This window comes from Acinetobacter defluvii (assembly GCF_001704615.3).
In the GTDB taxonomy this organism is placed as follows: domain Bacteria; phylum Pseudomonadota; class Gammaproteobacteria; order Pseudomonadales; family Moraxellaceae; genus Acinetobacter; species Acinetobacter defluvii.
This window is the reverse complement of the sequence record NZ_CP029397.2, coordinates 1,464,553-1,491,195: the sequence shown is the minus strand read 5'-3', so window position 1 is coordinate 1,491,195 and position 26,643 is coordinate 1,464,553. Positions and strand designations below refer to the sequence as shown.

Sequence of the window (26,643 nt, the reverse complement as noted above, 5' to 3'; positions counted from 1 at the left end):
AAAAAAGCTCACCATCTGATGAGCTTTTTTATTTAACTAATTTAAAGTGAATATTACATCAAATTAATTAATAGTGAAAAAATTTAGATCTTTTTATGTAACTGAATACTTATAGCTATTGTAATTATATTGTAAATCGGATAGGAAACTTATACCAAACCAAAACGATTAGTACAATATTGTCGGACACTTTCCTAAATTTTCATAAAAACTTAATGTTAGATTAAAAATACAGTGATGCCGATCACATTTTAAATAAAAGACCTATTAAGTGTCTTTTATGGAGGTTGTTCTAATGAACTATTTAATTATTTTAAATTCAATTTATGAAGATCATTTTGATGAGGTTCATAAAACCATTGAAGATTATGACCATTCGATTCGTATCAACAAAAATACTTGGTTAATTAACACCAAATATGAAGCTAATATTATTCGTCAGCATTTGGCAAATATGATGAGTATCCATGATTCATTACTCATCTTTCAAACAAATGATAATTTTTCTATTGCAAATCAACTAGATGTTAGTGACTGGCTTGAGGATATGCAACAAAGTAACTTAATGACAACCACCTAATCATATTCTATTTAAAAAACCTCCTCACTTATAATAAGGAGGTTTATTATTGAACCTTTTAGATTATCAGTCGTTTACGTAAATTAAATATGTAATAGATCTTCTAGAAGTTTAACAAAATCGCCATTGTGAGGTTTTTATTGCATGTTTACTTCACATACAGTACTTACTTTTTTATAATTATATTTTTAAAATTAAAAGCAATAATATTAAAACCTTAGCCACTAATTTCATGTTTTTATTTGAATATAAATTATGAAGAAATTATGAAGCTAAATTACACATCAATAATTTTTCGTCATTGAAAAATAAGAACAGACCCTTATAATATAAACCTATAAGTGACAATTCAATATGTCCATTTGAGGCAAACTCATGAAAAAAAATTTTATTACGGCTTTTACATTTACAAGTTTATTCGTTGGTTCTTTTGCTTTTGCAGCAGACAATGCACAAGAGTGTAAAAAGCTTCAAGATGATTATAATGTTATTTATGCATCTAAAGGCTTCTGCTTTAAAGATCCCGAAGCAAAAGCAAAATTCGGTAATGAAAACTGTTTTACATCAAAACCTAAATTTTCAGAAAAAGAACAGCAAAAACTTGATCAAATAGCAGAACGTCAAAAAGAATTAAAATGCAAATAAAGGTATGATAATAATATTTCATAGTTTTAACATTGCAAAGAAGGAATTTAAAAATGGCTTATGATGATCAAAATATATTTGCTCGAATTTTACGGGGTGAACTTCCTGCAATCAAAGTCTATGAAGATGAACAAGTGCTTGCCTTTATGGATATTATGCCACAAGCCGATGGTCATACTTTAGTCATTCCTAAAACCCCTGCTATAACCTTACTTGATTTACCTCCAGATGCTGCTGCATATACCATTCAAGTGGTTCAGAAAGTTGCAAATGCAATGAAAAAAGGATTGGATGTTCCAGGCATTGTACTCATGCAGCTTTCAGGTGAGTCAGCGGGTCAAACTGTACCACATGTACATTTCCACCTCATTCCAAGCTCAGTGCATGAACTTGGCAAACATGCAGCACAAATGGGTGATCAAGAAAAAATTAAAGTATTTGCAGAACGAATCAAAGCTGCTCTTTAAAATAAAATACTCAACTCAAAACCTAAAAATGAGGCGTTCAAAGCCTCATTTTTTTTCATTCTTAGAATAATAATCCTCATCATTTCAGACAATTTTTTCCATTTCTCATTTAACGTCATCAAAATGTCATCTAGTCTTCACCCATTTGTAACAAAGTTTACAGATACTGCTTCCAAGTTAGTAAGTCACGTAAAGATTTGTTTCTTGCTTACGCGATATAAAAAATTTATAGGCTTATGCCCAACTAGGACAGATTTGGAGAAATCTCAATGAAAAAAGTGCTACTCGCTGCCGCAGTTGCATCATTCGGCTTAAGCGCAGCGCAAGCAGCGCCAACATTGTATGGTAAACTCAACGTTTCATTAAACCAAGTTCAAAACTATGATTTTGCAGATAATGATGAAACTCAATTAAATTCAAACGCTTCTCGTATTGGGGTTAAAGGCGAAGAAGCTTTAACAGATAATATTTCAGCAGTATATCAAGCAGAATGGGCTGTTTCTACAGATGGTTCAGGTTCAGATACTGACTGGAGTGCTCGTAATCGATTTTTAGGTCTTAAGTTTAAAGATGTTGGTACATTAAAAGCAGGTAACTACGATTCTTATTTCAAAACTGCTGCAGGTAAATACCAAGATATCTTTAATGATGATACAAATCTAGATATCACTAAAACCATGCATGGTGAAGAGCGTCTTAAAAACGTTGTAGGTTTTGAAACAGATAAAAACCTCATCGTTCCAGGTCTACAATTCAACATTATGGCACTTGTAGGCGAACATAACTCTACTGAATATACAACTAAAGAAAATGACAGTTTCAGTGGTGTATCGACTTCAATTTCTTATGAAAATAAAGACATCGGTTTAGCTGCTGCGATTGCGGGTAACTTTGCAGTACCTGGTGACTATGCTGCGCTTAGCTTAAAAGATGTTGAATCTGATGCATATCGTGTTACTGGCTCATTAGACTTAGGTGCTTTAGGTGCGAAAGGTTTAGTATTTGGTGCTTTATGGCAACATGCTGAACTTTCAGACTCTCCTTCTGCTGCTGCTTTAACTGCTGCAAAATTAAAACCTGAAGCAGCTTCTGCTGAAGAAAAAGCATGGGCAATTACTGCGGGTTATACCATCCCTGAAACGCCAGTGACATTAAAAGCACAGTATCAATCTGCTGAAACCACAGCAGATGGCATGACGGATCGCACAATTGACCAATATGGTGTTGGTGTAGACTATAATTTCAACAAACAAACTCGTTTTTATGGTGTGTTAGCACAGCAAAAACACGATTGGAAAGCAGAAGATAAGAAAACTGTCTTTGGTGTAGGTATGGAATACAACTTCTAACCCCTATTCTGCTACAAAAAAAGGAATATGAGCAATCATATTCCTTTTCTTTTCCACCTATTTTTAGGTGATTTCATTTTAGAAAAATCCAAAGTAGTATCAATCTAGGCTATAATCACTTTAACTTGAATATTTTGATGAATTATGGCTTTACTGATTCTGCAAAAAGAACATGATGAAAGTAGCTTTTGTCCCCTGTGTAAAGCATCCATGTTTATCGTTTCTGCAGAACTAAACGATGAGCCTGTTGAATATTTTGAATGCACACATTGTGAACATAAAATCTCTGACTCAAGTCTAATTCATTGTACTTGTCAGACATGTTCAAATGCCCTGCTCGAACAAAAAACCACCTCTCCACAAAATAAAAAAGTTTTAAATGTTCGAAATTTATCAAGCTTATATTTAATCGATAAATTATTTTTATTCGCCATTTTAGATAAAATATCGAATAATGATTATTTTCAAAATGAGTTTATTAACTTTGAAAAAATAAAATGGGAAAAAGTAACAGCGACTTATTCTTTACAAAGCACAATTTTATATCGTTTAGAGAAGTATAATGTCATTACCAAAAAGAAAATGGTAACATTAAAAGATAATGACAATGACTTTTATTTAAATATACGAGTGGATCGCTTTTTAGAACCCTCATTATATGCGATTCATCAAAAATTAAAGCAATGGTTTTTTGAAGATTTTAAATTTGGTGCACCTTTTCAACAAGCTGAAGAAGTACATAGCACCTTATTTATTATTTTCTATCATGAAATTTTGGAGTTCACCCAATATTACTGCAAACGATTAGGTGTTAAGTTTTCTGGTAATAAAAAATTTAAAGAATATTGTTATTACTTATTAAACTATTTATCGTTGGGGCAAATTTATTATATGGTGCAAACGGCATTAGATTACTTATCTGAGCAAAAAAATGCACTTGACTCACTTAATACGGATTTTAATAATACCAATAAATTACGCAAAACTTTAGAAGAATATCGAAAGAACTCAATTACCAGAAAGTTTGAAATATCAACCCTGCCCCGTCCTTATGATTTATATTTTAGTCGGGTCAGTGAAATATTTTTATTTCATTTAATTAAACTCGATGAAAATTATGTTGCGCAAACAATTCCTTCTATTTGGCAAAATATTAAGCCACGTATGGAGTTTTTTTCAAAATTTAACTGTATGTATTGTGGTTCGACAGATTTAATCGTTGAATATGATGATAACCAATCAATTTCTACATTTTGTAACTGCTGTAAACATCAAGATCATTATTTTACCAAGTGAGGACTGAATATGAACCACCTTGAAGATCTTCAAAATATTCATTCTGAACAAAGAAATATTCAAACTGAGATGTTACTTGAAAAAGTGATTAATGCATGGATGCAATTGCAAACGCAACAACCACTTGTGCATTGTATTACCAATAGTGTTGCTGCAAATTATGTCGCAAATGTACTTCTAGCAGCAGGTGCATCTCCTGCCATGATTGATAACCCTTTTGAAGCAGAAAGCTTTGCCAATATCGCTGCTGCGCTTAGCATTAATCTCGGCACGCCTACATCTGAACAAATGCAAGCGATGCGTATTGCAGCGCAAACAGTAGCGACCAAAGCAACTCCTTGGGTGCTAGACCCTGTTGGTTATGGACCATTTTTAAAATGGCGCAGTGACATGGTCGATGAGTTGGTTTTATTACAGCCTACCATTATTCGAGGAAATGCCTCTGAAATCAGTGCGCTTGCAGGTAACCAAATACAGTCCAAAGGTGTCGACAGTACAGTTGCCAGCCATGAAGTCTATCAACAAGCGATGTCACTTTTAACTTATGGTGAATGTGTTGCTATTTCGGGTGAATCTGATTTTATTTTATCGAAAGCGCTGAATTGCGTCATTCAAGTGAATGGTGGTAGTTATTTACAACCCAAAGTCACAGCAACAGGTTGTGCTTTAGGTGCTTTAATTGCAGCGTATAGTAGTGTCACAACGCCCACAATCGCCACGCTTTCAGCACATATCCATTTTGCAATTGCAGGAAAACGTGCTTTTGAAAAATCACAATCGGTAGGTAGCTTCAACGTTGCTTTTTTAGATGCTATTTATGAAATGAATGCTGAAACGATCAGTGCATATGCTGATTTTATTATAATTCAATAAAATCCTTTGCAGTTAACCCTATAAAACATGCATTTTCATTTTTTTAATGTATTGAAAGAGATAGAGAATTTTGGAAAATTTTCTATTTTCAAGTGATCACATTTAAAACTAGACTTTAGAAATAATATAGTTTTCCAGTCACTAAACTGAAATATTTGGCATATTTTTTAACAACTTTCATCCTTAAAATTAGCTATTCATCTTTATTTATCAAGCTAAATCACTTATATCTAAACTATATAAATAGTCCGATGACATATTTGTTGTAAATACAAAACACCAAATCATGAGGGAAAAGGTGTGTGATGGATTTAAACACATATATCACCAATAAATTTAAGAACTTCAATGAGTTTTTAGAAACGCATTGGCACGACTACCCCAATACTTATAAAGAAATCCAAACTTTACTCTTTTTTCAATCTTATACCACCAAAGAGCTTTCAGAAAAATTTGAAATTAATATTTATCAATCTTTACAATATCCAACACTAAGACATTATTTTCAAAGAATTGAAAAACACATTCATACTCCTCCCAAACAACTCTTTCCTGTTTCTTTTCATCGCCCCTATGAACATATTTTAAATGAGTTTAGATATCTTAGCTTTCACCAAGAATCCTATGAACTACATAAAAAAAATTGAAAGAATCAAAGAAACTTTTAATAAAATCTCAATTCCCATTCATAGCCATGAAATTTATACAGAAATTTTACGAATCTTAAATCAAAGCTTTGATTTTCTAGCGGATATAAATGTTGCAACTGAGCATAAAATAAAGCTAATTTATCAGTGGCAAAATATCCAAAATCTAGAAACTGTAACTGCTTATAAATCTCTAGAAAAAATCAAAAATATTCTCAGAAATTACCAACAAAAATCTTCTATTGATTATTATCTCAACCTCATTCGATTGGGTGAAAATCAACGGGTTGAGTTTAAAGAGCGTACCACTGATCTTTTAACCAATCGTAAATCTGATAAATGGGTTAAAGCCTGCTTTGCTTTTATGAATACACGAAATGGCTATGTTTTTATTGGAGTTTCGGATGATTTAAAAATTGTGGGAATTGAACAAGAAATGAAGGATTTTTATAATAATTCTTTAGATTTAATGAAGCGTAGTTTAATCGATAAACTCGCACATGAAAGCCATAAAATTTCAAATATTTATTCAACACTTGAAGATATTAAAATTTATGGTAAAACCATTTTAGTGTTTAAATGTAATAAAGCTGATCGCCCTTTATATTACAAAGGTGAATTATTTATGCGTACTAATGGGCAAACCACACGAGTACCACCAGAACTGGTTGCAAGCTTTAGAGAGGAGTTTTATTGTTAGAAGTAAAATTAAAGAACGCTGTAATTTTCCAGCCTAAAATTATAATACGTCACTCTAATCATTAACCTCAAAGCAAATATGACACTAATGTTGATGAGTTAAATCCAATAAGTGTTTTTTCATCTCCAACCATTCATCACGCACGATACTAAACATCACCGTATCTCGAATCGAGCCATCTTTTCTTAAAGCATCCTGTCGCAAAACGCCATCACGTTTTGCACCTAGACGTTGAATCGCTTTTTGACTTTTTAGGTTTAAAATATCAGTTCGTAGGATCACTGAATTTGCCTGTAATACTTCAAACGCATGTTGTAATAATAGAAACTTACAATTGGTATTGATATGAGTACGTTGTACAGATTGCGCATACCACGTATACCCAATCTCGATACGACGAACATCCCAATTAAAATCACGCAAACTGGTTGTTCCAACAATCCGCCCTGACGTTTGATCCATCACAACAAACGGAATTCGCTTTCCCTCTGCTTTTTGTGTTAAAGCTTTCTGAATATACTCTCGCATTTCCAAATAATGCGGTGCAAATGTATACTCTAACTCCCATAAACGACCATCTTGACTGACTTCAACCAAAGCGGATTCATGCTCCTCACGCAATGGAATGAGCTGCACCTGATTTTGATAAAGTGAAGCATATAACGTCGAGAATATATCTTGATTCATGGTCTTACACCATCGTAAAGAAAGCTCTCGCCTATTTTCTGCTATATTTTTTTAAATTTTATGATCAGAAAATGATGATTTTATGACTTTATTACGTGTTATTTACACACCACTGTCTTGAGCTTAAATTGCCAAGGCCAAACAAATAACACCAGTCAAACCTAAAATCAAACCAAGACAGCTCAATAATTTTAATTTTTCTTTAAAAATTAATAATCCTGCGATCACGCCAAATAATACTACCAAAATATTCATACCTGCAAAAACAACTGCAGGAGAATCTTTTAATAATATATGTGCTTTTACATATAAAGCGATATTCGCAAAATTTAAAACACCCAAAACCCCACCAGCAATCAGGTTTTTAGCATACCATTGGCTTTTTCTTAAAAGTACATACAACACTGAACAGATAAAAGCAAAAATAAACATCAAGTTAAGCGTTACAGCAAACTGCAACCCCAAACTCGTGGTATATTTCAGTAGAATATCAACTAAAGCATAGCCAAACCATACACTTAATAAATACAACATTCCTGTGTGATTTAATGAAGGTTGTGTTGACGTTGTTTGAGGAAAAACAATACAAATAACCGCAATGATACCTAGAATAATTCCAGCAATTTTTAATGAATTAAATTGTTCCTGAAACAAAAAATAAGCAGCTAAAAGCGACAAAACTATAGATAAACGTTGTGCAATTTCAGTTTTAACAATACCTGCTGTATCTAGCGATTTTGCTAAACATAGAAAAATACTTGGTAAAATAATGCCCAATGTAGCAATCAGCCACCAAGGTGTATGTGAAATAGAAATATCTACTAATTCAGGTTTAAACCATACAAAGCATAAAAAACTCGCCACAGCATAATTCCACGCAATCATTTGCAAGGCATCAAAACCTTTACTTTTAGCAAATTTTAAGAGAATCGATACTAAAACGCTGCACAATGCAGCTAAAAAGATGAGTTCCATAATGGTCTGTTTACAATATTTCCAATCTATTTTTTAAGAAAAACCTATAAATACAAGAATGCCAATTAGCTTAACTAACTGGCATTCTTGTAAATTGGGATTCTATGTATTGATCTAAGTAAAAGTCTTAAGCATCATTTTCATGGCCTTGCACTTGTTTAAGCAAGTGTTTTTCAAGGTAATGAATATCCATAGCTTGTTCACAAAAATTTTTATCTTGCAAGATCAAGTCTTTGTGTAATGGAATATTAGTTTTGATACCTGTCAAAATCATTTCATCTAAAGCTTGTTTCATACGTGCGATCGCAGTATCACGATCTTTACCATGTGAAATTAGTTTAGCAATCATAGAATCATAGTATGGTGGAATGCTATAACCCTGATAAATATGAGAATCTAAACGAATTCCTGCTCCACCTGGGGTATAAAAATTTTCAATTTTACCCGGTGAAGGTAAGAAGGTTGAAGGATCTTCAGCATTGATACGACACTCAATCGCATGTCCTTGAACATGAATATCTTCTTGTTGAAGATTCAAGCCTAAACCTGCTGCAATCCTTAATTGCTGTTCAATAATGTCTATACCTGTCACCATTTCTGACACAGGATGTTCAACCTGAACACGGGTATTCATTTCAATAAAGAAGAACTCACCCTCTTCAAATAGGAATTCAAATGTGCCTGCGCCACGATATTGCATAAGTTTACATGCATTGACACATGCTTCTAAAATATGTGCACGTGCTTCCTCTGGTAAACCTGGTGCAGGTGCTTCTTCAAGTACTTTTTGATGACGACGTTGTAATGAACAGTCACGGTCATATAAATGTACGGCATGACCATTACCATCTGCTAATACTTGCACTTCCACATGGCGAGGTTTTTGTAAAAAACGCTCCATATAGACCGTATCATCACCAAACCACATTTCAGCATCACGTTGCGCTGCCTGAACGGATTCAAGTAAAGTATCCACACGTTCAACGATACGCATACCACGACCACCACCGCCAGAAGCCGCTTTCACGATCAATGGAAAACCAATTTCTTTGGCTTCAGCCAAAGCATTATTTGGTGTTACTGCATGAGCAGAACCGGGAACAGTCGGCACACCTGCTTTACGCATTGCCATAATCGCTGAAACTTTATTTCCCATCAAACGGATGTGTTCAGGACGAGGACCAATGAAAATAAAGCCAGAGCTTTCTACAATTTCAGCAAATTCCGCATTTTCAGATAAGAAACCATAGCCCGGATGGATGGCATCAGCACCCGTAATTTCTGCTGCTGTAATGATTGCAGGAATATTTAAATAACTTTCGCTGCTTGCGCCTGGACCGATGCAAACTGCTTCATCAACAAAACGTAAATGCATCAAATCTTTGTCAGCATCGGAATAGATCCCAACTGTTTTGATCCCTAAAGTTTTACAAGCACGTGTGATGCGTAATGCAATTTCACCGCGGTTTGCAATTAAAACTTTTTGCAACATATCAACCCCCTAGCGATTACGCGCGGTAGCGGAATAAAGGTTGACCGAATTGGATCACATCACCATTTTTCACTAAAATTTCTTCAATCACACCGCTTTGTGTTGCTTCAATTGGGTTCATGATTTTCATTGCTTCGATGATTCCTAAAGTTTCACCTGCAGAAATTGTTTGCCCCACATTAACAAATGGGGCTTCACCTGGATTAGGTGCGGCATAGAACACACCCACCATTGGCGAAGTTTCAACAGCACCACGTGATGCTGCTTTTACAACAGGTACTTCACTTACAGGAGCAGCGATTGGTGCTGCAACACTTGCGGCAACAACAGGATTACGACGCGTCAATGCAATCGACTGATCACCCTCTTTAACTTCGATGGCTTGAAGGTCAGATTCGATCATCAAATCGATGAGCTTTTTGATTTTGCGGATATCCATGGATTCGTATTCCTAATATTATGAATGAGTTGAAGAATTAATTTTTTCGATCGCATAGTCCAATGCAAAAGAATATCCTTTTGCACCTAGACCACAGATCACGCCAACGGCTTTATCGGATAAATAGGAGTGATGTCGAAATGCTTCTCTTGCATGCACATTGGACAAATGAACTTCGATAAAAGGGATTGCAACACCCAATAACGCATCCCGAACTGCAACTGAAGTATGCGTCAATGCAGCAGGGTTAATAATGATGAATTTCACGCCTTCTTGTTGAGCTTGGTGAATACGATCTACGACAGCGCCTTCCCAGTTACTTTGGAATGTGTCCAATGTCATATTTGACAACTGTGCTTGAGTGATAAGTTGTTGGTTAATATCTTCTAAAGTAAGGTGACCATAGACTTCTGGTTCGCGCTTTCCTAGCAAGTTTAAGTTTGGTCCGTGAATGACCAAAATGGTCGAACTCATTGAGCCTACTCCAATTTCAAAGTTGCAAAAATCTTTGCAAGATGTCTGCAAAGTTTGCATATTATGGCACAATTTTCCACATGAACTTTATAATTTGTTTTAATTGGTGTAGAAATCACATACCGACGATGTGCTATATATTGTGAATTTTGCCATTAAATAACAATGTTAAAATATGACAAATTTTCTAATCTTTTTCAATTATTCTAGTCTAAACCTAATTGACCAAAACTGTTGTTTTAATTTGTATAATCAGCCAAAGTTAAGATAAATAATTCTATAGAAATAAGGATAACTTTGTGCAATTTGAATAAAAATGATTTAAATTACACAATTTTTTAAGACTCAAGAGATGACTAAAATAAATATTGCTTATATTTGATAACGAGCAAATATTTTCTTCATTTTTAAACTGACACTAAAAGATGTTCTTAAAATATCCATTCATTCTTAGAAATATAAAAAATAACTTTAAAAAATAGATTCTTAAATTTATTTTCAATACATTTATATACTTATAGCACTCAAACTCTAGTATAGATAATGTACGCATCATTACAAATATACAATGATTAAAAATTATCATTTTTTACTCACAGCAAAGCTGAATGTTTACTTTTTAAGAGTAACCATAATTATTAGCCATCTGCTTAAACCTATATTAGACATGGCATTCAAAAAAATTGATGAGGATCAAAAACTAGATCTATTTGAAATTGACCGAATTGCTCAGTGGCTGTATGAGGACTAAGCAGATTGCATCTCCTTTATAAAAAAGCGCATTGGCAAAACATTATTGTTGTGTTGCGATGATATTTTAGGGTGAGAATGTCTTTATTGCGTTTAGCCTTTATAAGCTCTATTTTTATGAATAAAAAATTATGTAATGTAACGAGAAAATAAACTTGAATTGACTTAAGTAACCAACGTAATTTCGACATTTAAAAGTCTTTTTGAATTGAAAGACTTATATTTTAAAGCTTACATTGTTTAAAAATGACACATTTGTGTGCTTGTCCAGCTCTGAAAAAGTTTTAAAGTAAGTCTTGTCGTTATTCATACGGCATTCCCATAATTTAAAAGGAAGATGATGAAAATGGCTAATCAAAACAATCAGCATAACCAACACAATGGTCAGCAACAACAATCTGACCAACAAGGGCAAAAACAGCACAACCAACAGAATGATCAGAAACAACAGCAGCAACAATCTGATCAACAACGTCAACAAAATGCTCAACAGCAACAAGGTCAACAGAAATAGTTTTTTAAACCGCATACTATGGATAGAAGTGACAAAACCCCGAATTTTCGGGGTTTTGTCATGTTAGAGAGTAGATTTTAAATTAAAAACAAATGCATAAGCTTACTAAAATTAATTCAGTTATTTTCCTTATGCTGCATTGTACATCTACCTTGAAATGCATAGAATTTAAAACAAACTTATTTGTGTGAAATACCTCATGTTGCAAGATTTTATTGAAGAACAAAAATTGGTATGTGAAGAGTTTGACTCTCGCTATATCAAAGTAAATGAAACAGATGTGGTTGCCATTGCAAAACACACATTAAACCAAGAACCGATTGTCGGTCTGCGTAAAGCGCCTGATGAAAATCAGGTGGCATGGTTTATTTACGGTGGAGAAATTGCTGCTGATCAGGACGACTTTGAATTGGTGACGGTTAAAGAGTTAGAGGATATTTTTCCAGACGCTATTCCATATTTGGCATTAGAACAAGGATTCCGTTTTATGATTGATGCTGATGAATATGAAGATGTATGGAAAGCAGATGCATTCTAAGCCAATGAAAATAAGAATTTTGAAAACTTGCGCACAGATTTTCTTTGTGATCAGTTTATTGAGTGCAACATTGACCTTTGCCCAAGAAAATTTAAAATTCAAAAATCAGAATTTGACACAAGATCAATATAACCAATTGATTGACCAGTTTACCAATAAAGTCAATGCAACCAAAAAAGTACTAGATGAGTCTGAAAATGCAGATGCGTCTGCACAAAAGCAAGCTTTTTGTACACGCTTATATGCCTATCAACAAATTGCAGATATTTCTAAAAATAATCTAAATTTAGATACTGCAAATCTGATGCTCATCATTGCCAATCAGTTTTTAGAGCGCCAACAGCAGTCATTTGTTGCGTCAGGTATGACCCAAGAAGTGTTTTGTGGTTCAGTAAAGGTTAAATTGTCAGAAAATGACATAAAAATGGCTAAAAATGATAATTAGTTCAAAGATTTTTTAGCGATAATTGTTGCATTAAAACAATGCGATAAAGATTTTCCCTGGTCTTATTGTGCCGTGTTTTAAAACATCAATGTAAAAGTTGATAAATTAAACCCGCCCTTTAAAGGCGGGTTTTTCTATAAGGCATTCTAATTAAATCGAATTATTAAAAATTTTTAGCAAATAGCGTCCCATTCGACCGCCAACGCCAACGATTGCAATTTTTATTTCATCATTCATTTTAGTCATACTTATTTTAAATATAGGAGATTATCTATGTGCATTACTTATTTTAATCATTTTTCGACTCAATTTAAACCTTGACCTTACCATCATGATAAGGTTTAGACTTAAGTCAGAAAATAATGTTCTAGGAGAATGAATATGAAACTCTTCATTGAAAATATGACTTGTGGTGGTTGTGCACGTGGTGTAACAGCAACAATTCAAGATATTGATGCTAATGCAAAAGTGGATGTAGATTTGACCACTAAAATCGTGACGGTAGAAACAACTGCAAGTACAGACAAAATTACTGAAGCATTAGCAGAAGATGGTTTCCCTGCAAAAGTTCAGTAACTCAAGTGATTGATTCTAAATCCTTTAAAGCCAAAGAAGTATACTTATTTGGCTTTTTAATTTGGGACAAATTTTATAATGATCAGAGCATATTGTGTTCTTTAAAAATCGATGACTTATTTTCACTAAAATCTTAAAATTTTACTATTGCTTAAGTTATTCTGAGTTCTGTACTATCAAAATATCTTCAAAATAAAAATGAAAATCGATGAAAAAAAGCAAAAGAATTCTTTATCAATTTCCACTCTCACTTTATTGTGAAAAAATGCGATGGAATTTGGATTTTAAAGGTTTAGATTATTCATGTAACAACCTCTTACCTGGACTGCATGTATTTTCTGCATGGGCAATTGCTCAACAAAGAAGCCTTCCCATTCTACGAGATGATCAACGAGTCATTGGGGATTCAACAAATATTGCATTATATTTGGAAAATCTATATTCACAATTTCCACTGATTCCCTCTGAACTCGCAATACAAAAACAAGTATTGGAATATGAACAATATTTTGATGAACTTGGTGATCATGTGCGTAGGCTGTGTTGGAGTATGGTTATACAACAACCTGAAATCGTGGAGATTTTTTTTAATTTTACTGGATATAGTCCATTGCAACGCTGCATAACCCATTATAGGGAAAGCATTTTAAGACTAATGATCCGAAAAACCTTTCAAATTTATGAACCACAAGTGATAAATTCAAATCAAAAAGTAAACGATGCGCTAGACTTATTAGAACGACACTTAAATGGAAATGAAAGAAATTATTTAGTAAACAATCAATTTAGTTTGGCTGATTTAACTGCGGCAAGTATGCTTGCACCATTGATTGGACCGAATAACAGTCCTTGGGCTGACTCAAGATTACCTGAAGTTGCATCACAACAGCGGCAAGAACTGAGAGACCGTATTGTAGGTCAATGGGTGCTGAGAATATACCGTGACTACCGCTCACTTAATGGTACAGATATTATACAATAAATGCAAAAGTAGAAAAATATCATAGAGAATATTTGAAATATTTAAACTCATTCAAAATTAGTGTGTTCTATAAATAGAATACTGTGTCATAACTTTATAGATTTTAAGCCTTTCTATTTTTGATATATTCAATTTCATGTTTTATATATCAAGGTCTTAACATGAACGCTCTACATATTGATTCAAGTATTTTAGGTGATGCTTCGATTTCCCGCCAGTTGAGTCAAGCGATTATCACTCAGTTACAGCAACAAAATACCGACTTGAATGTTGAATACTTAGACCTTGCGACTCAACCTATTCCACATTTAACTGCTGAAATTTTAATGGGTCAAAATACAGAACAAAGCCAGCTCAATGAAAAGTTAATTCAACAATATCTGAATGCCGACATCGTGGTGATTGGTGCTGCCATGTATAATTTTGGTTTGGCATCGACCTTAAAAGCATGGATTGACCGTATCAGTGTTGCAGGCAGAACCTTTAAATATACTGAGAATGGTTCAATCGGTTTAGCAGGCGACAAAAAAGCTTATATTGCCAGTAGTCGTGGGGGTATTTATGGTGAAAATAACCCTATGGATTTCCAAGAAGGTTTATTAACCACTGTACTGAATTTTACAGGTGTGACTGATATTCAAATTATTCGTGCAGAAGGTGTCAATATGGGTGCAGAGTTAAAAGACAAAGCCATTGAAGAAGCCTTAAATCGTATTAAAACACTTTAAAAAATACAAAAAAAGCGTGATAAATTCACGCTTTTTTTGTGCATAAATTAACCTTTAGAGGCAGCCACAAATCTTGCACGCGCTGCATGCAGTTTTTTATAGCTATCAATTAAACGTAAATGGCGATCTAAACCTTCAAGTTGCATATTGGTTTCAGTTAAGCCATAAAAACGAATGCTACCTTCCATTGAGCCAATCACCGCATCCATACGTTCATCACCAAACATACGTCGGAAATTGTGCTCATAATCATTCAGGTCAAGTTCATCATCCAGCTCAACTTCTAAGACCACATTCATACATTGATAGAACAAACCACGCTCTACCGTATTGGTATTGTATTGTAAAAATTGTTCAACCAAATCTTTCGCTGCTTCAAATTCTTGCAATGCAATATAAATTAGAAGTTTAAGCTCCAAAACAGTCAATTGTCCCCATACGGTATTATCATCAAACTCAATCCCGATTAAAGTCACAATATCCGTATAATCATCAACCTCAACTTCTTCTAAACGCTCAACCAAAGCTGCAAGCTGTTCTTCATCCAAACGGTGAATATTTAAAATATCTTCACGGAAATCCAATGCTTTGTTGGTATTGTCCCAAATCAAATCTTCAACCAAATAAATTTCAGAATAATCAGGCACTAAGACACGGCAAGCAGTTGCACCCAAATGCTGATACACCGCCATATAAGCATCTTTGCCCATATCCTCTAAAATACCGAACAAGGTTGCAGCTTCGGCTTCATTATCACCATTGCCTGTAAAGTCCCATTCCACAAAGTCATAATCTGACTGCGAACTAAAGAATTTCCATGATACGACACCGCTTGAATCAATAAAATGTTCAACATAATTATTCGGTTCAGTCACAGCATTGCTACTAAAAGTTGGTTTTGGCAAATCGTTTAAACCTTCAAAACTACGCCCTTGTAACAACTCAGTTAAGCTACGCTCTAAAGCCACTTCAAATTTTGGATGTGCACCAAATGATGCAAAAAACCCACCGGTGCGAGGATTCATCAAGGTGACACACATCACAGGATATTTCCCGCCAAGTGATGCATCTTTGACTAAAACAGGAAAGCCTTGTTCTTCTAAGCCTTTAATGCCTTCTACAATTTTTGGATATTTTGCCAAAACTGCTTCAGGCACATCAGGTAATGCGATTTCACCTTGGATAATGTCACGTTTCACCGCACGCTCAAAAATCTCAGACAAACACTGCACCTGCGCTTCCGCTAAGGTATTACCTGCGCTCATCCCATTGGAAAGATATAAGTTTTCAATCAGATTCGATGGGAAATACACCGTTTCACCATCTGACTGTCGTACAAATGGTAATGAACAAATGCCACGTACTTTATTGCCTGAGTTGGTATCATATAAATGTGTGCCTAAAAGTTCATTTTCAGGATCATAAATTTCACGCGTATAATCATCTAAAATTTCAGTCGGTAATTCACCATTTGCACCAGGCTGAAACCATTTTTCATCTGGATAATGCACAAACTCAGCATTTGCAATGTCTTCACCCCAAAACTGATCGTTATAGAAGAAGTTACAATTCAGACGCTCAATAAACTCACCCAAAGCCGAAGCCAAAGCGCTTTCTTTAGTTGAGCCTTTACCGTTAGTAAAACACATCGGAGATTGTGCATCACGGATATGTAACGACCATACGTTCGGGACAATATTCCGCCATGAAGAAATCTCTATTTTCATGCCTAAACCTGCCAAAATTCCAGACATATTGGCAATGGTTTCTTCTAAAGGCAGATCTTTTCCATGAATAAACGTGGTAGTTTCTTTTGCTAAATCAGGCATGAGCAAAGCTTGTGCATCTGCATCAATGCTTTCAACTTCTTCAATGACAAATTCAGGTCCCGTTTGAATGACTTTCTTCACAGTGCAACGGTCTATTGAGCGCAAAATGCCTTGGCGGTCTTTATCTGAAATGTCCGCAGGTAATTCGACCTGAATTTTAAAAATTTGTTTATAACGGTTTTCTGGATCAACAATATTATTTTGAGATAGGCGAATATTATCGGTAGGAATATCACGTGCAGCACAATAGACTTTCACAAAGTACGCTGCACACAATGCTGATGATGCTAAAAAGTAGTCAAATGGACCTGGTGCAGAGCCATCGCCTTTATAACGAATTGGCTGATCGGCAATCACCGTGAAGTCATCAAACTTCGCCTCTTGTCGAAGATTGTCGAGATAATTGACTTTGATTTCCATGTGAGCACCTAAAGCTTTTATGTGTATTTACAAGCACATAAATTTCAAAATATTTAAATCAGTCGAATTGTAGCAATTGACTAAAAATAGAAAAACGAGTTGATCAATGAAATTTCAATATTTCAACAAACACAACTCGAAAAGAATGGGCACTATTATAAAGAGATTTTAGGCAGTTGATAATGTTTGTCTGCCATTCGAGATGAATTTGCTTAAATTTTCAATAAATGCACTGATTGGATAAAGAAACGGAAAAAGTGGATAGAGCCAATATCTGATTCGGGTTTCAATCATCTCAAAGATGTATTGAAATGGAGAATAACGAATGGAAGCTCGCAATACTGCCCAATGGCAAGAATTTGTTAATAATTGTTTGGATTTCCGTCCTGAAGATGGCGTGTATCGCATTGCTCGTGAAATGTTCACAGAAGCAGAGTTATTCGACTTGGAAATGGAACATATTTTTGAAAAAGTATGGATCTATGCCTGCCATGAAAGTGAAATTCCAAATAATAATGACTTTGTCACCGTACAAATTGGTCGTCAACCGATGATCATCAGCCGTGATGGTTCAGGTCAACTGCATGCTCTGGTCAATGCTTGTGAGCATCGTGGTGCGACCTTGACTCGTGTAGCAAAAGGTAACAAATCAACCTTTACCTGTCCGTTCCATGCTTGGTGTTATAAATCTGATGGTCGCTTGATCAAAGTCAAAGGTCCAAGCGAATATTGTGATGATTTTGATAAATCTAGCCGTGGTTTAAAACAAGGTCGTATTGAAAGCTATCGTGGCTTTGTATTTGTCAGCCTTGATACTCAAGCAACAGACACTCTAGAAGAATTTTTAGGCGATGCTAAAGTATTTTTGGATTTGATGGTGGAACAGTCACCGACAGGCGAACTTGAAGTTTTACAAGGTAAATCTGCTTATACTTTTGCAGGCAACTGGAAACTACAAGATGAAAATGGTTTAGATGGCTACCATGTCAGTACAGTTCATTATAACTATGTATCCACTGTGCAGCATCGCCAACAAGTCAATGCTGAAAATGGTCAAGATATGGACACGCTTGATTATAGTAAATTAGGCGCAGGTGATGGTGACACCGATGATGGTTTCTTTAGCTTTAAAAACGGTCACAGCGTTTTATTTAGTGACATGCCAAACCCAACTGTACGTCCAGGTTATGAAACTGTCATGCCCTATTTGGTTGAAAAATATGGCGAAGAGCGTGCCAAATGGGCAATGCATCGCTTACGTAATTTGAACTTATACCCTAGCCTATTCTTTATGGACCAAATCAGTTCGCAATTGCGTATCGTCCGTCCTGTGGCTTGGAACAAAACGGAAGTCATTAGCCAATGTATCGGGGTGAAAGGTGAGTCTGCTGAAGCACGCCGTAATCGTATTCGTCAGTTTGAAGATTTCTTTAACGTTTCAGGCTTAGGTACACCAGACGATTTAGTCGAGTTTAGAGAACAACAAAAAGGTTTCCAAGCCCGTTTAGAGCGTTGGAGTGATATTTCACGTGGTCATCACAATTGGAACTACGGCACAAGTAAAAATGCCGAGATTCTTGGGATTAAGCCTGTGATCACAGGACGTGAAATTACCCATGAAGGCTTATATGTCAACCAGCATGGGCATTGGAGAAAACTACTCCTTGATGGTTTAAATAAAAGTGCTTTGAAAATGCATGACATGACTTTCCAACACGCAGAAACTGAGGAGATCTAAGTATGAACATGGAGTTAACCTTTGCAGTCACTCAGTTTTTAAACCAAAAATCTGAATATTGTGATAACTATCAATGGAATGAGTATTTAGAGTTGTATGATGAAGACAGCCTTTACCACATTCCACAATGGATCGATGACCATACTTATGTGACTGATCCAAACCAAGGTATGTCTTATATTTACTATGAAGATCGTACAGGTTTAGAAGACCGTGTCTTCCGTATCGAAACAGGTAAAGCAGCATCAGCAACCCCCTTGCCACGTACTGCACATTTTATTAGCAATGTTCGTGTAAAAGAATTGGCAAATGGTTTGATTGAAGCCAAAGTCGTTTGGCAAACATTATATAACCGTCAAGGTTTGGAAGGTTGCTTTTACGGTCATGCAACGTACACATTACGCAAAACTGAAGACAGTTTCCGCATTCGCAAACAACATACGGTGTTGCTGAATGACAAAATTGATTCTGTTTTAGACTTCTACCACGTTTAAGGAGTTTTAAAATGGGACATTCAGTTGCACTAAATTTTGCAGATGGTAAAACCTTTTTTATTTCTGTAAATAATGACGAATTATTACTCGATGCTGCGATTCGTCAAGGCATCAACCTTCCGCTCGACTGCCGTGAAGGCGTGTGTGGCACCTGTCAGGGACAATGCGAAACTGGCATTTATGAACAAGAATATGTCGATGAGGAAGCGCTCAGCGCACGTGATTTGGCTGAACGAAAAATGTTGGCATGTCAAACCCGTGTACAGTCAGATGCCGCTTTCTTCTTTGATCATGATTCAAATATTTGTAATGCTGGCGATACTTTAAAAATTGCTGCGACAGTCACGCAAGTTGAGTTAGTATCTGAAACAACTGCGATTTTACATGTAGATGCAAGTAGTCATACACAACAATTACAGTATTTACCTGGACAATACGCCCGTTTGCAAATTCCGGATACGGATGAATGGCGCTCATATTCATTCGCCAATCGTCCAAACACAAGTAATCAACTCCAGTTTTTAATTCGCCTCTTGCCTGATGGTGTGATGAGCAACTACTTACGTGATCGTTGCCAAGTGGGACAAACCATTGTGATGGAAGCACCTTTAGGTAGCTTCTATTTACGTGAAGTTGAAAAACCGTTGGTATTTATCGCAGGTGGAACAGGACTTTCGGCATTTTTAGGCATGTTGGACAACCTTGCTGAACAGCACAACCCACCCAAAATTGAGCTGTTTTATGGAGTCAATAAAGAAACTGATTTATGTGAACAGCAACGTTTACAAGATTATGCCAATAAAATTGCTAATTTTAATTACCACCCGATCGTCACCCAAGCCACAGAAACATGGTCTGGAAAAACTGGATTTATCCATGAACATTTAAACAAAGATCAACTGGCTGAACAGGCTTTTGATATGTATTTATGTGGTCCCCCCCCGATGATCGAAGCGGTAAAAACATGGCTAGATACAGCTGCTTTAAGTAACTTTAAGATTTACAGCGAAAAGTTTTTATCCAGCAATACTGTTAAGGCTTAAAAATTTATAGATTCTGCTGAAAACTCTCCTTTTCGAGGGAGAGGTATTTCCTGTACGAATTAAGAAAATTCCAAAAATATTTTCTCGTGAAATCAATGGAAAAGTTCACTAAAAATATTTTCAACAACCACTCTATTTGCTAAAGAGAAATGAATAATTTTAATTGAATCAAAAGGTTTTAAATAAACAGCAATAGATAGGCGATAAACATTATCGTGAATCAACACAATCGATTTTCAATTATTAAGGGAATAATTATGCAAACAATCGATGTTAATGCGGTCATTGACCGTGACAAACTCTCACCACTACAATGGCTGGTGTTTTTCCTCGGCTTTTTGGTGTTCTTTTGCGATGGCTTAGACACAGGCATTATCGGCTTTGTTGCACCGTCTTTACTCGAAGCTTGGGGCATCACTAAACCACAACTTGCACCTGTACTGAGTGCTGCTTTAGTCGGTATGTCTATCGGTGCAATCATTTCAGGACCTCTTGCTGATAAATTCGGTCGTAAAAAAGTCATTGTAAGCACCACATTACTTTTTGCCCTCTTTACCATTCTGTGTGGTTTTGCCACTTCCACCAATGATCTAATGATTTATCGTTTTATTACAGGTATCGGTCTAGGTGCAGCAATGCCAAATATCAGTACGATTGTTTCTGAATATATGCCGAGTAAACGTAAAGCTTTTCTGACTGGAATTGCAGGCTGCGGCTTTATGCTCGGAATCTCTTGTGGTGGCGTATTGTCTGCATTTTTATTGGAAAGTTTAGGCTGGGCAAAAGTCATCATTATTGGTGGTGTCATTCCTGTGATTTTAGCAATCGTTTTAATGTTAAAATTACCAGAATCTACTCAATATCTCGTCAAGAAAAACCAAACAGCCCAAGCAAAAAGCATTTTGGAGAAAATCCAAGGTCAAGCATTTGCATCTGATGTGCAATTTAGACTTGCTGCAACCGAAACTAACAACACCGCTGAAAGCCCCGTTAAACAAGTTTTAGGAAAATACTTATGGGGTTCGAGCATGTTATGGTTATGCTGTTTTATGAGTTTATTGGTGTTTTATCTATTAACCAGTTGGATGCCAACAATCTTAAAAACAGCAGGATTTAGCACACAACAATTCAGTTTAATTGCGGCTATTTTCCCATTTGGTGGTGTAATCGGTGCAACGATTATGGGCTACTATATGGATAAAACCAATCCAACCAATGTCATTAAGTATTCGTATTTACTTGCATTTTTACTTTTCCTTTTAACAGGGTTTGTCAGCTCGAATATCCTCCTATTTGGTATTAGTATTTTCCTAATTGGGGCTTTGCTTGCAGGTGCGCAATCATCTTTACTGCCACTCTCTGCGATGTTCTATCCATCGACCTGTCGTGCAGTAGGTGTATCATGGATGCACGGCATTGGACGTGTCGGAGCAATTTTAGGGGCTTTTTTTGGCTCACTGATCTTTACTTTTGAACTAAGCTTAAGTGGAATTTTCTATGTCTTGGCAATTCCAACGCTCATCTCGTTTATTGCACTCAGTTTAAAAGTAATGGGTGAAAAATCAAAAAATAAAGCAGCATTAAATTCACGTGAATTAGCATAGTCAATGCAGCAAAAAACCTGTTATTTTCAGATAACAGGTTTTTATTTATAAGAAAGAAACTTTAATTAAATAAAGACTTTGCCTTTGTTTCACTTGGATTTTCACCAAACTCTTCACGATATTCTTGCGAAAAACGACTTAAATGACTAAAGCCCCAATCATAAGCCAATTTTGAAATCGAGAAGTCTTGCTGTTGGCGAATACTTAGAGTTTGATAAATTTTTTGCAAACGATATTTCTTTAAAAAAGCGATCGGGCTGGTACCATAATAATGCTGAAATTGTTCATACAACTTACTTTTAGATACTCCTGCAACATTTAAAATCATCTCTGCTGTAATATTTTCTTGTGCATGCTCGATCAAAAACTTTTTTACTTTTTGAATATAAATTGGCTCGGCTGAATCTGCCAAACTGCGTAAAGCATTAGAAAAATTATTTTCTTGAGATAACAACAGTGTTTTTATCAAAAAATTTTCATAATCCTCAGAAAACATATTTAAGCCATAAAAACCTTTATATTGCGCTTTGACTAACATAAAATTTTGGATATTTAACCACCATGCAGCTACCATTTGGTCTATACCCAAATTCATCATTGGATTAAAAATAATCTGTTCGTGAATAGGACGATGCAACAGATCAGATAAAACCAATTGCATACTTTTTTCAGGAATCACGACTTGTAATTTTTTGCAGTTTTTATCAATAAATAAATCCTGAGAATCATTATTAGAAACAATGAGCCCTTGCTTTTCATTAGATTGATGCCGTTCACCACGAATATTTAATGATTGTGTTCCATGTAATGGCAGACTGATACTATATGATTTAAGTTGTGAAATATTAATCGCAACATTTGCTCCATACTGAATACAACCAATCGTCATATGTTTTTTAGGTAAACGTAAGCCTTCGTATTGAAAATCTAAAGTATCCCGATACGTTGTTTCTAAATAGTGTGCACCACAAATTTGTGACATCAAATTTTGAGCAAAGTCCGCTTGTTTGGTATCATGTTTTAAATCTGAATGTTGGCTAAATGATTGCATTTTCCCTGCACCTCACTGAGGTTTTTAATCCCTTGCTGTTTCAATTAACATAGTTTAATTTAAACAACTTAAATATCATTTTGGCGAATCAACTGTATTTTTACGGAACAATTCCTGATAAAAATAGTCTACTTTATTAAAACTGAAAAAATAAAAAAAGTTAATAGATAAAATTACATATTTTTATACCTTAAAAGTATAATGTGGTTATTTAACCCCCATACGCCGAGTACATAATAGTCCTCCCTGAGAATAAATAAGTGATCAAAAATCTATATATTTATTATACAAAACACCTTCTAAATCATATACTTGATATATACAATCAAAAAAAGACTTTAGATCTTCTGAACACTGCTCTTTACGAATAGCCATCACTACATTACTGATCGCAGTAGGGTCTAAAATTGGAATAAATTTCAAATTTGTTAGGTGAATATTTGCAGCACTTTTAGGTACAATTACAATACCATCACCCGCTGCCGCAAAACCACAAGCCAATGCCATTTCACGAACATAACGGACATGTTGAGGCGTTAAACCTTGTCGTGAAAATAACGCATGGACTTGGGTGGAAAAATTGATTTGATCATTTTTAGGATAAAAAATTAAATCTTCTTCCACTAAATCTTTAAGCAATATCCCCTCTTTAACGCGTGCTAAAGGATGTCCTGCATGTATGGCGATGACTAAAGGCTCTTCCCTTAAATGTATTCTTTGAATGGCTGGATCAGGGATGTCCACACGACCAAAACCGATATCAATCCGTCCCTCTTTCAAAGCTTGAATTTGCTCGACCGAAGACATTTCAACCAGTTCAATTTTCAAATGTTCATTTCGTTGTTTAAATAAGAAAATGATTTTAGACAAATAACCAAATAATAATGATCCGACAAAACTTAAAGTAATGGTTCGATCAATCACACCAATTCTTTTTGTCATCAGTTTTAATTCATCAGCCTGACTGAGTAAATGTAAAGCGTGTTGATAAAAAAAATGTCCTGCTTCAGTCGTTACTAAAGGGCGGCTTCCTCGTTCAAAGAGTTGAACCCCCAATTCATGTTCTAAATTTTGTATTTGTCGACTAAGTGGTGGCTGTGCAATAAATAACTTATCTGCTGCTTTGGTAAAACTTTGCTGTTCAACCACTGCAACAAAATACTTTAAATGTCTAAGCTCCATAACATTCCCTTATATTGCATTTGAATAAATCAATCCATTTACATTTACTCCACTTAGATAATAACTGAATTTAAAGATGAAAATTTAGTTATTTTAGATTAAATCATCAACATAAGCTGATTCAGTTTTTTATATTAATAATAAGTGATTCGGTTTTATTTTTTATACCACTGATTTAAATGACAACTTAAAAATTAAATATATTAATATTTTATTGATTTATTTATGTTTTTTAAAATTAAATTAGATATAAAAACTAAACAATTTAGAGAAATAAAAGCAACACAAAGTCTTCATTATGTATATTAATTTGAAATACATTTTAGATAAAGCAATGAAAATGTTAAACTCGATTTTAAAGTATATGATTGTCTATGATCGAAATTATATTAATGAGGTTGAAAAATGATAAAATATCTTGGTTTATTAACCGTCTTACTGGTTTCTGCGCACAGTTATGCCAATGATCCTTTGAATGGAACCTTATGGAAAACCATTGATGATAAAACCCAAAAACCGATGTCGATTGTAAAATTTACTGAGAATAGGAACGGGACATTATCTGCAAATATTCAAAAAGTTTTTGAATCAAGTCAGGCACAAAAATGTACAAAATGTGTTGGTAAATATCAAAATAAACCTTTAATTGGTGCCAATATCATTTCTAATTTAAAAAGCGTTGGACATAATAAATATACGGGGGGTCATATTACTGATCCACAAACAGGTAAAACCTATAAGTTCAATGCAACATTATCTGAAAATGGTCAAATTTTGAAAGGTCGTGGTTTTATTGGCGTATCTGCACTTGGTCGTTCACAAACATGGCACCGAGTTCCTTAAGTTTTTATGAGTTGTTCACTAAAAGTAAGTCTTTATAAATTAAAGGCTTATTTTTTAGTAAAATGTTTTATAGAATAAAATGAGTACAATACTTTTAATGCAATGAATTTGTTTAGATTCTGCAATAAAGCTAGGTCTTTGCTAATAACTTTCCTACAATTATATTTTTAAAATTTAGGTATATGTTGCAATGAAAATAAGTTTGAAATTTATATCGACATTGGCAATTTCACTCTATTTTTCAATTTCTTCATCCCATGCCAAAGATACCATTTATCTTATTTCTAGCTCATCTGCTTATGATGAAAGTTATATTCCAAAGATCACTCAAGCATTTAAAAATAAAGGATTTAATGTCAGTACCGAATATTTAAATCAACAACTTTCAGACTTTGGTTATGTCAACACTGACCATGAGCGTGCCAAAAATTTAATTCATGCTTTAAAGAATAACCAAGTCAAATATCTTTGGTTTGTGCGTGGTGGTTCGGGTGCATTAAACTTATTACCAAAACTTCATGCAGAGATTGCACAAATTAAGCAAAGCACACCGAAAGTTTTAATTGGTTTTAGTGATGTTACCGCAATTCATTATTTTATCAATAATGAAATCGGTTGGAAAAGTATTCATGGGACAACCGCAGCAACGGGTAAAATTATGAATGCGCCTGTTACTACACCTAGCGCTATGGATGAAGCCCCAACGGCAAAAGCCAATATACTTAGTGCTGATGAAAATCAAAATGATGTAGTCAATGAAATTTTTACCACCATCCAAAGTGGAATACATTATCAAGGTCTTTTACCTTTGAATAGCGCAGCTAAACAACATTTCTATGAAGGTACATTGACAGGTGGTAATTTAACTTTAGTACAAACTTTATTTTCGACCCAATATGAACGTTCTTGGGACAATAAAATTTTATTACTCGAAGACATCAGTGTAACTTATAAACAGTTAGATCGTTTATTACATCAAATATTATTTAAGAAAGATTTTAAACCCAAAGCCATTGTTTTTGGACAGTTTTATCCAAGTAAAACCAATGATGGTGAACGTTTAATTTATAAAGAAGTCATCCGCACTTTTGCTGAACAGAATCATATTCCAGTTTATTATTATCCTTATTTTGGGCATGGAAAAGTCAATAAACCATTTATTTTAGGTGGAAAAGCCCATATTGCCTGTCCACAAGATTCTGATTATTGCTCTATTTTTCAAGAAAAATTTTAATATTTAAGGTTAATAAAAAACCGAGTTGTATAAACTCGGTTGTTATTT

Annotated in this window: 28 protein-coding genes; 20 read left to right on the top strand and 8 right to left on the bottom strand. The window is 34.7% G+C overall.

The features are described 5' to 3' along the window. The first annotated feature begins 295 nt into the window (after positions 1-295). From DJ533_RS09410 to DJ533_RS09380, 8 genes are all read left to right on the top strand, one after another. On the top strand, positions 296-580 hold the full coding sequence (locus DJ533_RS09410; protein WP_065992405.1) for a hypothetical protein: 285 nt from the start codon (positions 296-298) through the stop codon (positions 578-580). Positions 581-955: 375 nt separating this feature from the next. Beyond that, a complete protein-coding gene (locus tag DJ533_RS09405) occupies positions 956-1,225 on the top strand; it encodes a YARHG domain-containing protein (RefSeq protein WP_065992404.1) in 270 nt (89 codons plus the stop codon). A gap of 53 nt (positions 1,226-1,278) precedes the next feature. Further along, positions 1,279-1,692 (top strand): HIT family protein, encoded by a 414-nt coding sequence (locus DJ533_RS09400; protein ID WP_065992403.1) that lies wholly within the window; start codon positions 1,279-1,281, stop codon positions 1,690-1,692. Between the two features lie 269 nt (positions 1,693-1,961). Further along, the gene (locus DJ533_RS09395; RefSeq protein ID WP_065992401.1) at positions 1,962-3,041 is read left to right on the top strand and encodes a porin; all 1,080 of its coding nucleotides are present in this window, start codon (positions 1,962-1,964) and stop codon (positions 3,039-3,041) included. Between the two features lie 144 nt (positions 3,042-3,185). Further along, entirely contained in the window at positions 3,186-4,337 is a 1,152-nt protein-coding gene (locus DJ533_RS09390; RefSeq protein ID WP_065992400.1) for a hypothetical protein, read from the top strand. Between the two features lie 9 nt (positions 4,338-4,346). Next, a complete protein-coding gene (gene thiM, locus DJ533_RS09385) occupies positions 4,347-5,210 on the top strand; it encodes a hydroxyethylthiazole kinase (RefSeq protein WP_065992397.1) in 864 nt (287 codons plus the stop codon). Between the two features lie 302 nt (positions 5,211-5,512). Beyond that, positions 5,513-5,857: a hypothetical protein gene (locus DJ533_RS18905; protein ID WP_228716528.1), complete on the top strand. Its 345-nt coding sequence runs from the start codon at positions 5,513-5,515 to the stop codon at positions 5,855-5,857. Further along, complete coding sequence (locus DJ533_RS09380; RefSeq protein WP_228716527.1) at positions 5,799-6,557, top strand: AlbA family DNA-binding domain-containing protein; 759 nt, start codon at positions 5,799-5,801, stop codon at positions 6,555-6,557. Before DJ533_RS18905 ends, DJ533_RS09380 begins: the two co-directional genes overlap by 59 nt. 84 nt (positions 6,558-6,641) lie before the next feature. On the opposite strand, the gene DJ533_RS09375 is transcribed toward DJ533_RS09380, so the two are convergent. The 5 genes from DJ533_RS09375 to aroQ form a co-directional block, all read right to left on the bottom strand. Beyond that, positions 6,642-7,244 (bottom strand): GNAT family N-acetyltransferase, encoded by a 603-nt coding sequence (locus DJ533_RS09375; RefSeq protein ID WP_065992395.1) that lies wholly within the window; start codon positions 7,242-7,244, stop codon positions 6,642-6,644. 123 nt (positions 7,245-7,367) lie between these two features. Further along, on the bottom strand, positions 7,368-8,219 hold the full coding sequence (locus DJ533_RS09370; protein WP_065992393.1) for a DMT family transporter: 852 nt from the start codon (positions 8,217-8,219) through the stop codon (positions 7,368-7,370). A gap of 127 nt (positions 8,220-8,346) precedes the next feature. Beyond that, positions 8,347-9,711: an acetyl-CoA carboxylase biotin carboxylase subunit gene (gene accC, locus DJ533_RS09365; RefSeq protein ID WP_065992391.1), complete on the bottom strand. Its 1,365-nt coding sequence runs from the start codon at positions 9,709-9,711 to the stop codon at positions 8,347-8,349. A gap of 16 nt (positions 9,712-9,727) precedes the next feature. Further along, positions 9,728-10,150, bottom strand: coding sequence for an acetyl-CoA carboxylase biotin carboxyl carrier protein (accB, locus tag DJ533_RS09360; RefSeq protein ID WP_065992389.1), 423 nt, complete (start codon positions 10,148-10,150; stop codon positions 9,728-9,730). A gap of 18 nt (positions 10,151-10,168) precedes the next feature. After that, entirely contained in the window at positions 10,169-10,624 is a 456-nt protein-coding gene (aroQ, locus tag DJ533_RS09355; RefSeq protein WP_065992388.1) for a type II 3-dehydroquinate dehydratase, read from the bottom strand. Positions 10,625-11,720: 1,096 nt separating this feature from the next. Here aroQ and DJ533_RS18670 point away from each other — a divergent pair. The 6 genes from DJ533_RS18670 (at position 11,721) to DJ533_RS09330 (ending at position 15,157) form a co-directional block, all read left to right on the top strand. After that, complete coding sequence (locus DJ533_RS18670) at positions 11,721-11,888, top strand: hypothetical protein (RefSeq protein WP_171488550.1); 168 nt, start codon at positions 11,721-11,723, stop codon at positions 11,886-11,888. 199 nt (positions 11,889-12,087) lie between these two features. Then, positions 12,088-12,426, top strand: coding sequence for an immunity protein Imm33 domain-containing protein (locus DJ533_RS09350; RefSeq protein ID WP_065992380.1), 339 nt, complete (start codon positions 12,088-12,090; stop codon positions 12,424-12,426). A 4-nt stretch (positions 12,427-12,430) separates the two neighbouring features. Continuing rightward, positions 12,431-12,871: a hypothetical protein gene (locus DJ533_RS09345; protein WP_065992449.1), complete on the top strand. Its 441-nt coding sequence runs from the start codon at positions 12,431-12,433 to the stop codon at positions 12,869-12,871. 375 nt (positions 12,872-13,246) lie between these two features. Continuing rightward, positions 13,247-13,447, top strand: a complete 201-nt coding sequence (locus DJ533_RS09340; RefSeq protein ID WP_089024768.1) for a heavy-metal-associated domain-containing protein — start codon at positions 13,247-13,249, stop codon at positions 13,445-13,447. Between the two features lie 265 nt (positions 13,448-13,712). Beyond that, positions 13,713-14,429, top strand: a complete 717-nt coding sequence (locus DJ533_RS09335) for a glutathione S-transferase family protein (protein ID WP_171488549.1) — start codon at positions 13,713-13,715, stop codon at positions 14,427-14,429. Between the two features lie 161 nt (positions 14,430-14,590). Beyond that, positions 14,591-15,157 carry an FMN-dependent NADH-azoreductase gene (locus DJ533_RS09330; RefSeq protein WP_065992372.1) on the top strand — a complete coding sequence of 189 codons (567 nt, stop codon included), beginning with the start codon at positions 14,591-14,593 and terminating at the stop codon, positions 15,155-15,157. A 47-nt stretch (positions 15,158-15,204) separates the two neighbouring features. Here the strand turns inward: DJ533_RS09330 and DJ533_RS09325 are convergent, their stop codons facing one another. Next, positions 15,205-17,406, bottom strand: coding sequence for an OsmC domain/YcaO domain-containing protein (locus DJ533_RS09325; protein ID WP_065992370.1), 2,202 nt, complete (start codon positions 17,404-17,406; stop codon positions 15,205-15,207). Between the two features lie 325 nt (positions 17,407-17,731). On the opposite strand from DJ533_RS09325, the gene antA reads away from it, so the two are divergent. From antA to DJ533_RS09305, 4 genes are all read left to right on the top strand, one after another. Beyond that, on the top strand, positions 17,732-19,144 hold the full coding sequence (gene antA / locus DJ533_RS09320) for an anthranilate 1,2-dioxygenase large subunit (protein WP_065992368.1): 1,413 nt from the start codon (positions 17,732-17,734) through the stop codon (positions 19,142-19,144). Between the two features lie 2 nt (positions 19,145-19,146). Then, positions 19,147-19,638 carry an anthranilate 1,2-dioxygenase small subunit gene (gene antB, locus DJ533_RS09315; protein ID WP_065992365.1) on the top strand — a complete coding sequence of 164 codons (492 nt, stop codon included), beginning with the start codon at positions 19,147-19,149 and terminating at the stop codon, positions 19,636-19,638. 11 nt (positions 19,639-19,649) lie between these two features. Continuing rightward, positions 19,650-20,681: an anthranilate 1,2-dioxygenase electron transfer component AntC gene (gene antC / locus DJ533_RS09310; RefSeq protein ID WP_065992363.1), complete on the top strand. Its 1,032-nt coding sequence runs from the start codon at positions 19,650-19,652 to the stop codon at positions 20,679-20,681. Positions 20,682-20,938: 257 nt separating this feature from the next. Further along, a complete protein-coding gene (locus DJ533_RS09305) occupies positions 20,939-22,285 on the top strand; it encodes an MFS transporter (RefSeq protein ID WP_065992361.1) in 1,347 nt (448 codons plus the stop codon). A 61-nt stretch (positions 22,286-22,346) separates the two neighbouring features. On the opposite strand, the gene DJ533_RS09300 is transcribed toward DJ533_RS09305, so the two are convergent. Both DJ533_RS09300 and DJ533_RS09295 read right to left on the bottom strand, forming a co-directional pair. After that, on the bottom strand, positions 22,347-23,336 hold the full coding sequence (locus DJ533_RS09300) for an AraC family transcriptional regulator (RefSeq protein ID WP_065992359.1): 990 nt from the start codon (positions 23,334-23,336) through the stop codon (positions 22,347-22,349). Positions 23,337-23,600: 264 nt separating this feature from the next. Further along, on the bottom strand, positions 23,601-24,518 hold the full coding sequence (locus DJ533_RS09295; RefSeq protein ID WP_065992357.1) for a LysR family transcriptional regulator: 918 nt from the start codon (positions 24,516-24,518) through the stop codon (positions 23,601-23,603). Positions 24,519-24,923: 405 nt separating this feature from the next. On the opposite strand from DJ533_RS09295, the gene DJ533_RS09290 reads away from it, so the two are divergent. Next, complete coding sequence (locus DJ533_RS09290) at positions 24,924-25,361, top strand: DUF2147 domain-containing protein (RefSeq protein ID WP_065992355.1); 438 nt, start codon at positions 24,924-24,926, stop codon at positions 25,359-25,361. A 190-nt stretch (positions 25,362-25,551) separates the two neighbouring features. Further along, complete coding sequence (locus DJ533_RS09285; RefSeq protein WP_065992354.1) at positions 25,552-26,595, top strand: LD-carboxypeptidase; 1,044 nt, start codon at positions 25,552-25,554, stop codon at positions 26,593-26,595. Positions 26,596-26,643: the final 48 nt, after the last annotated feature.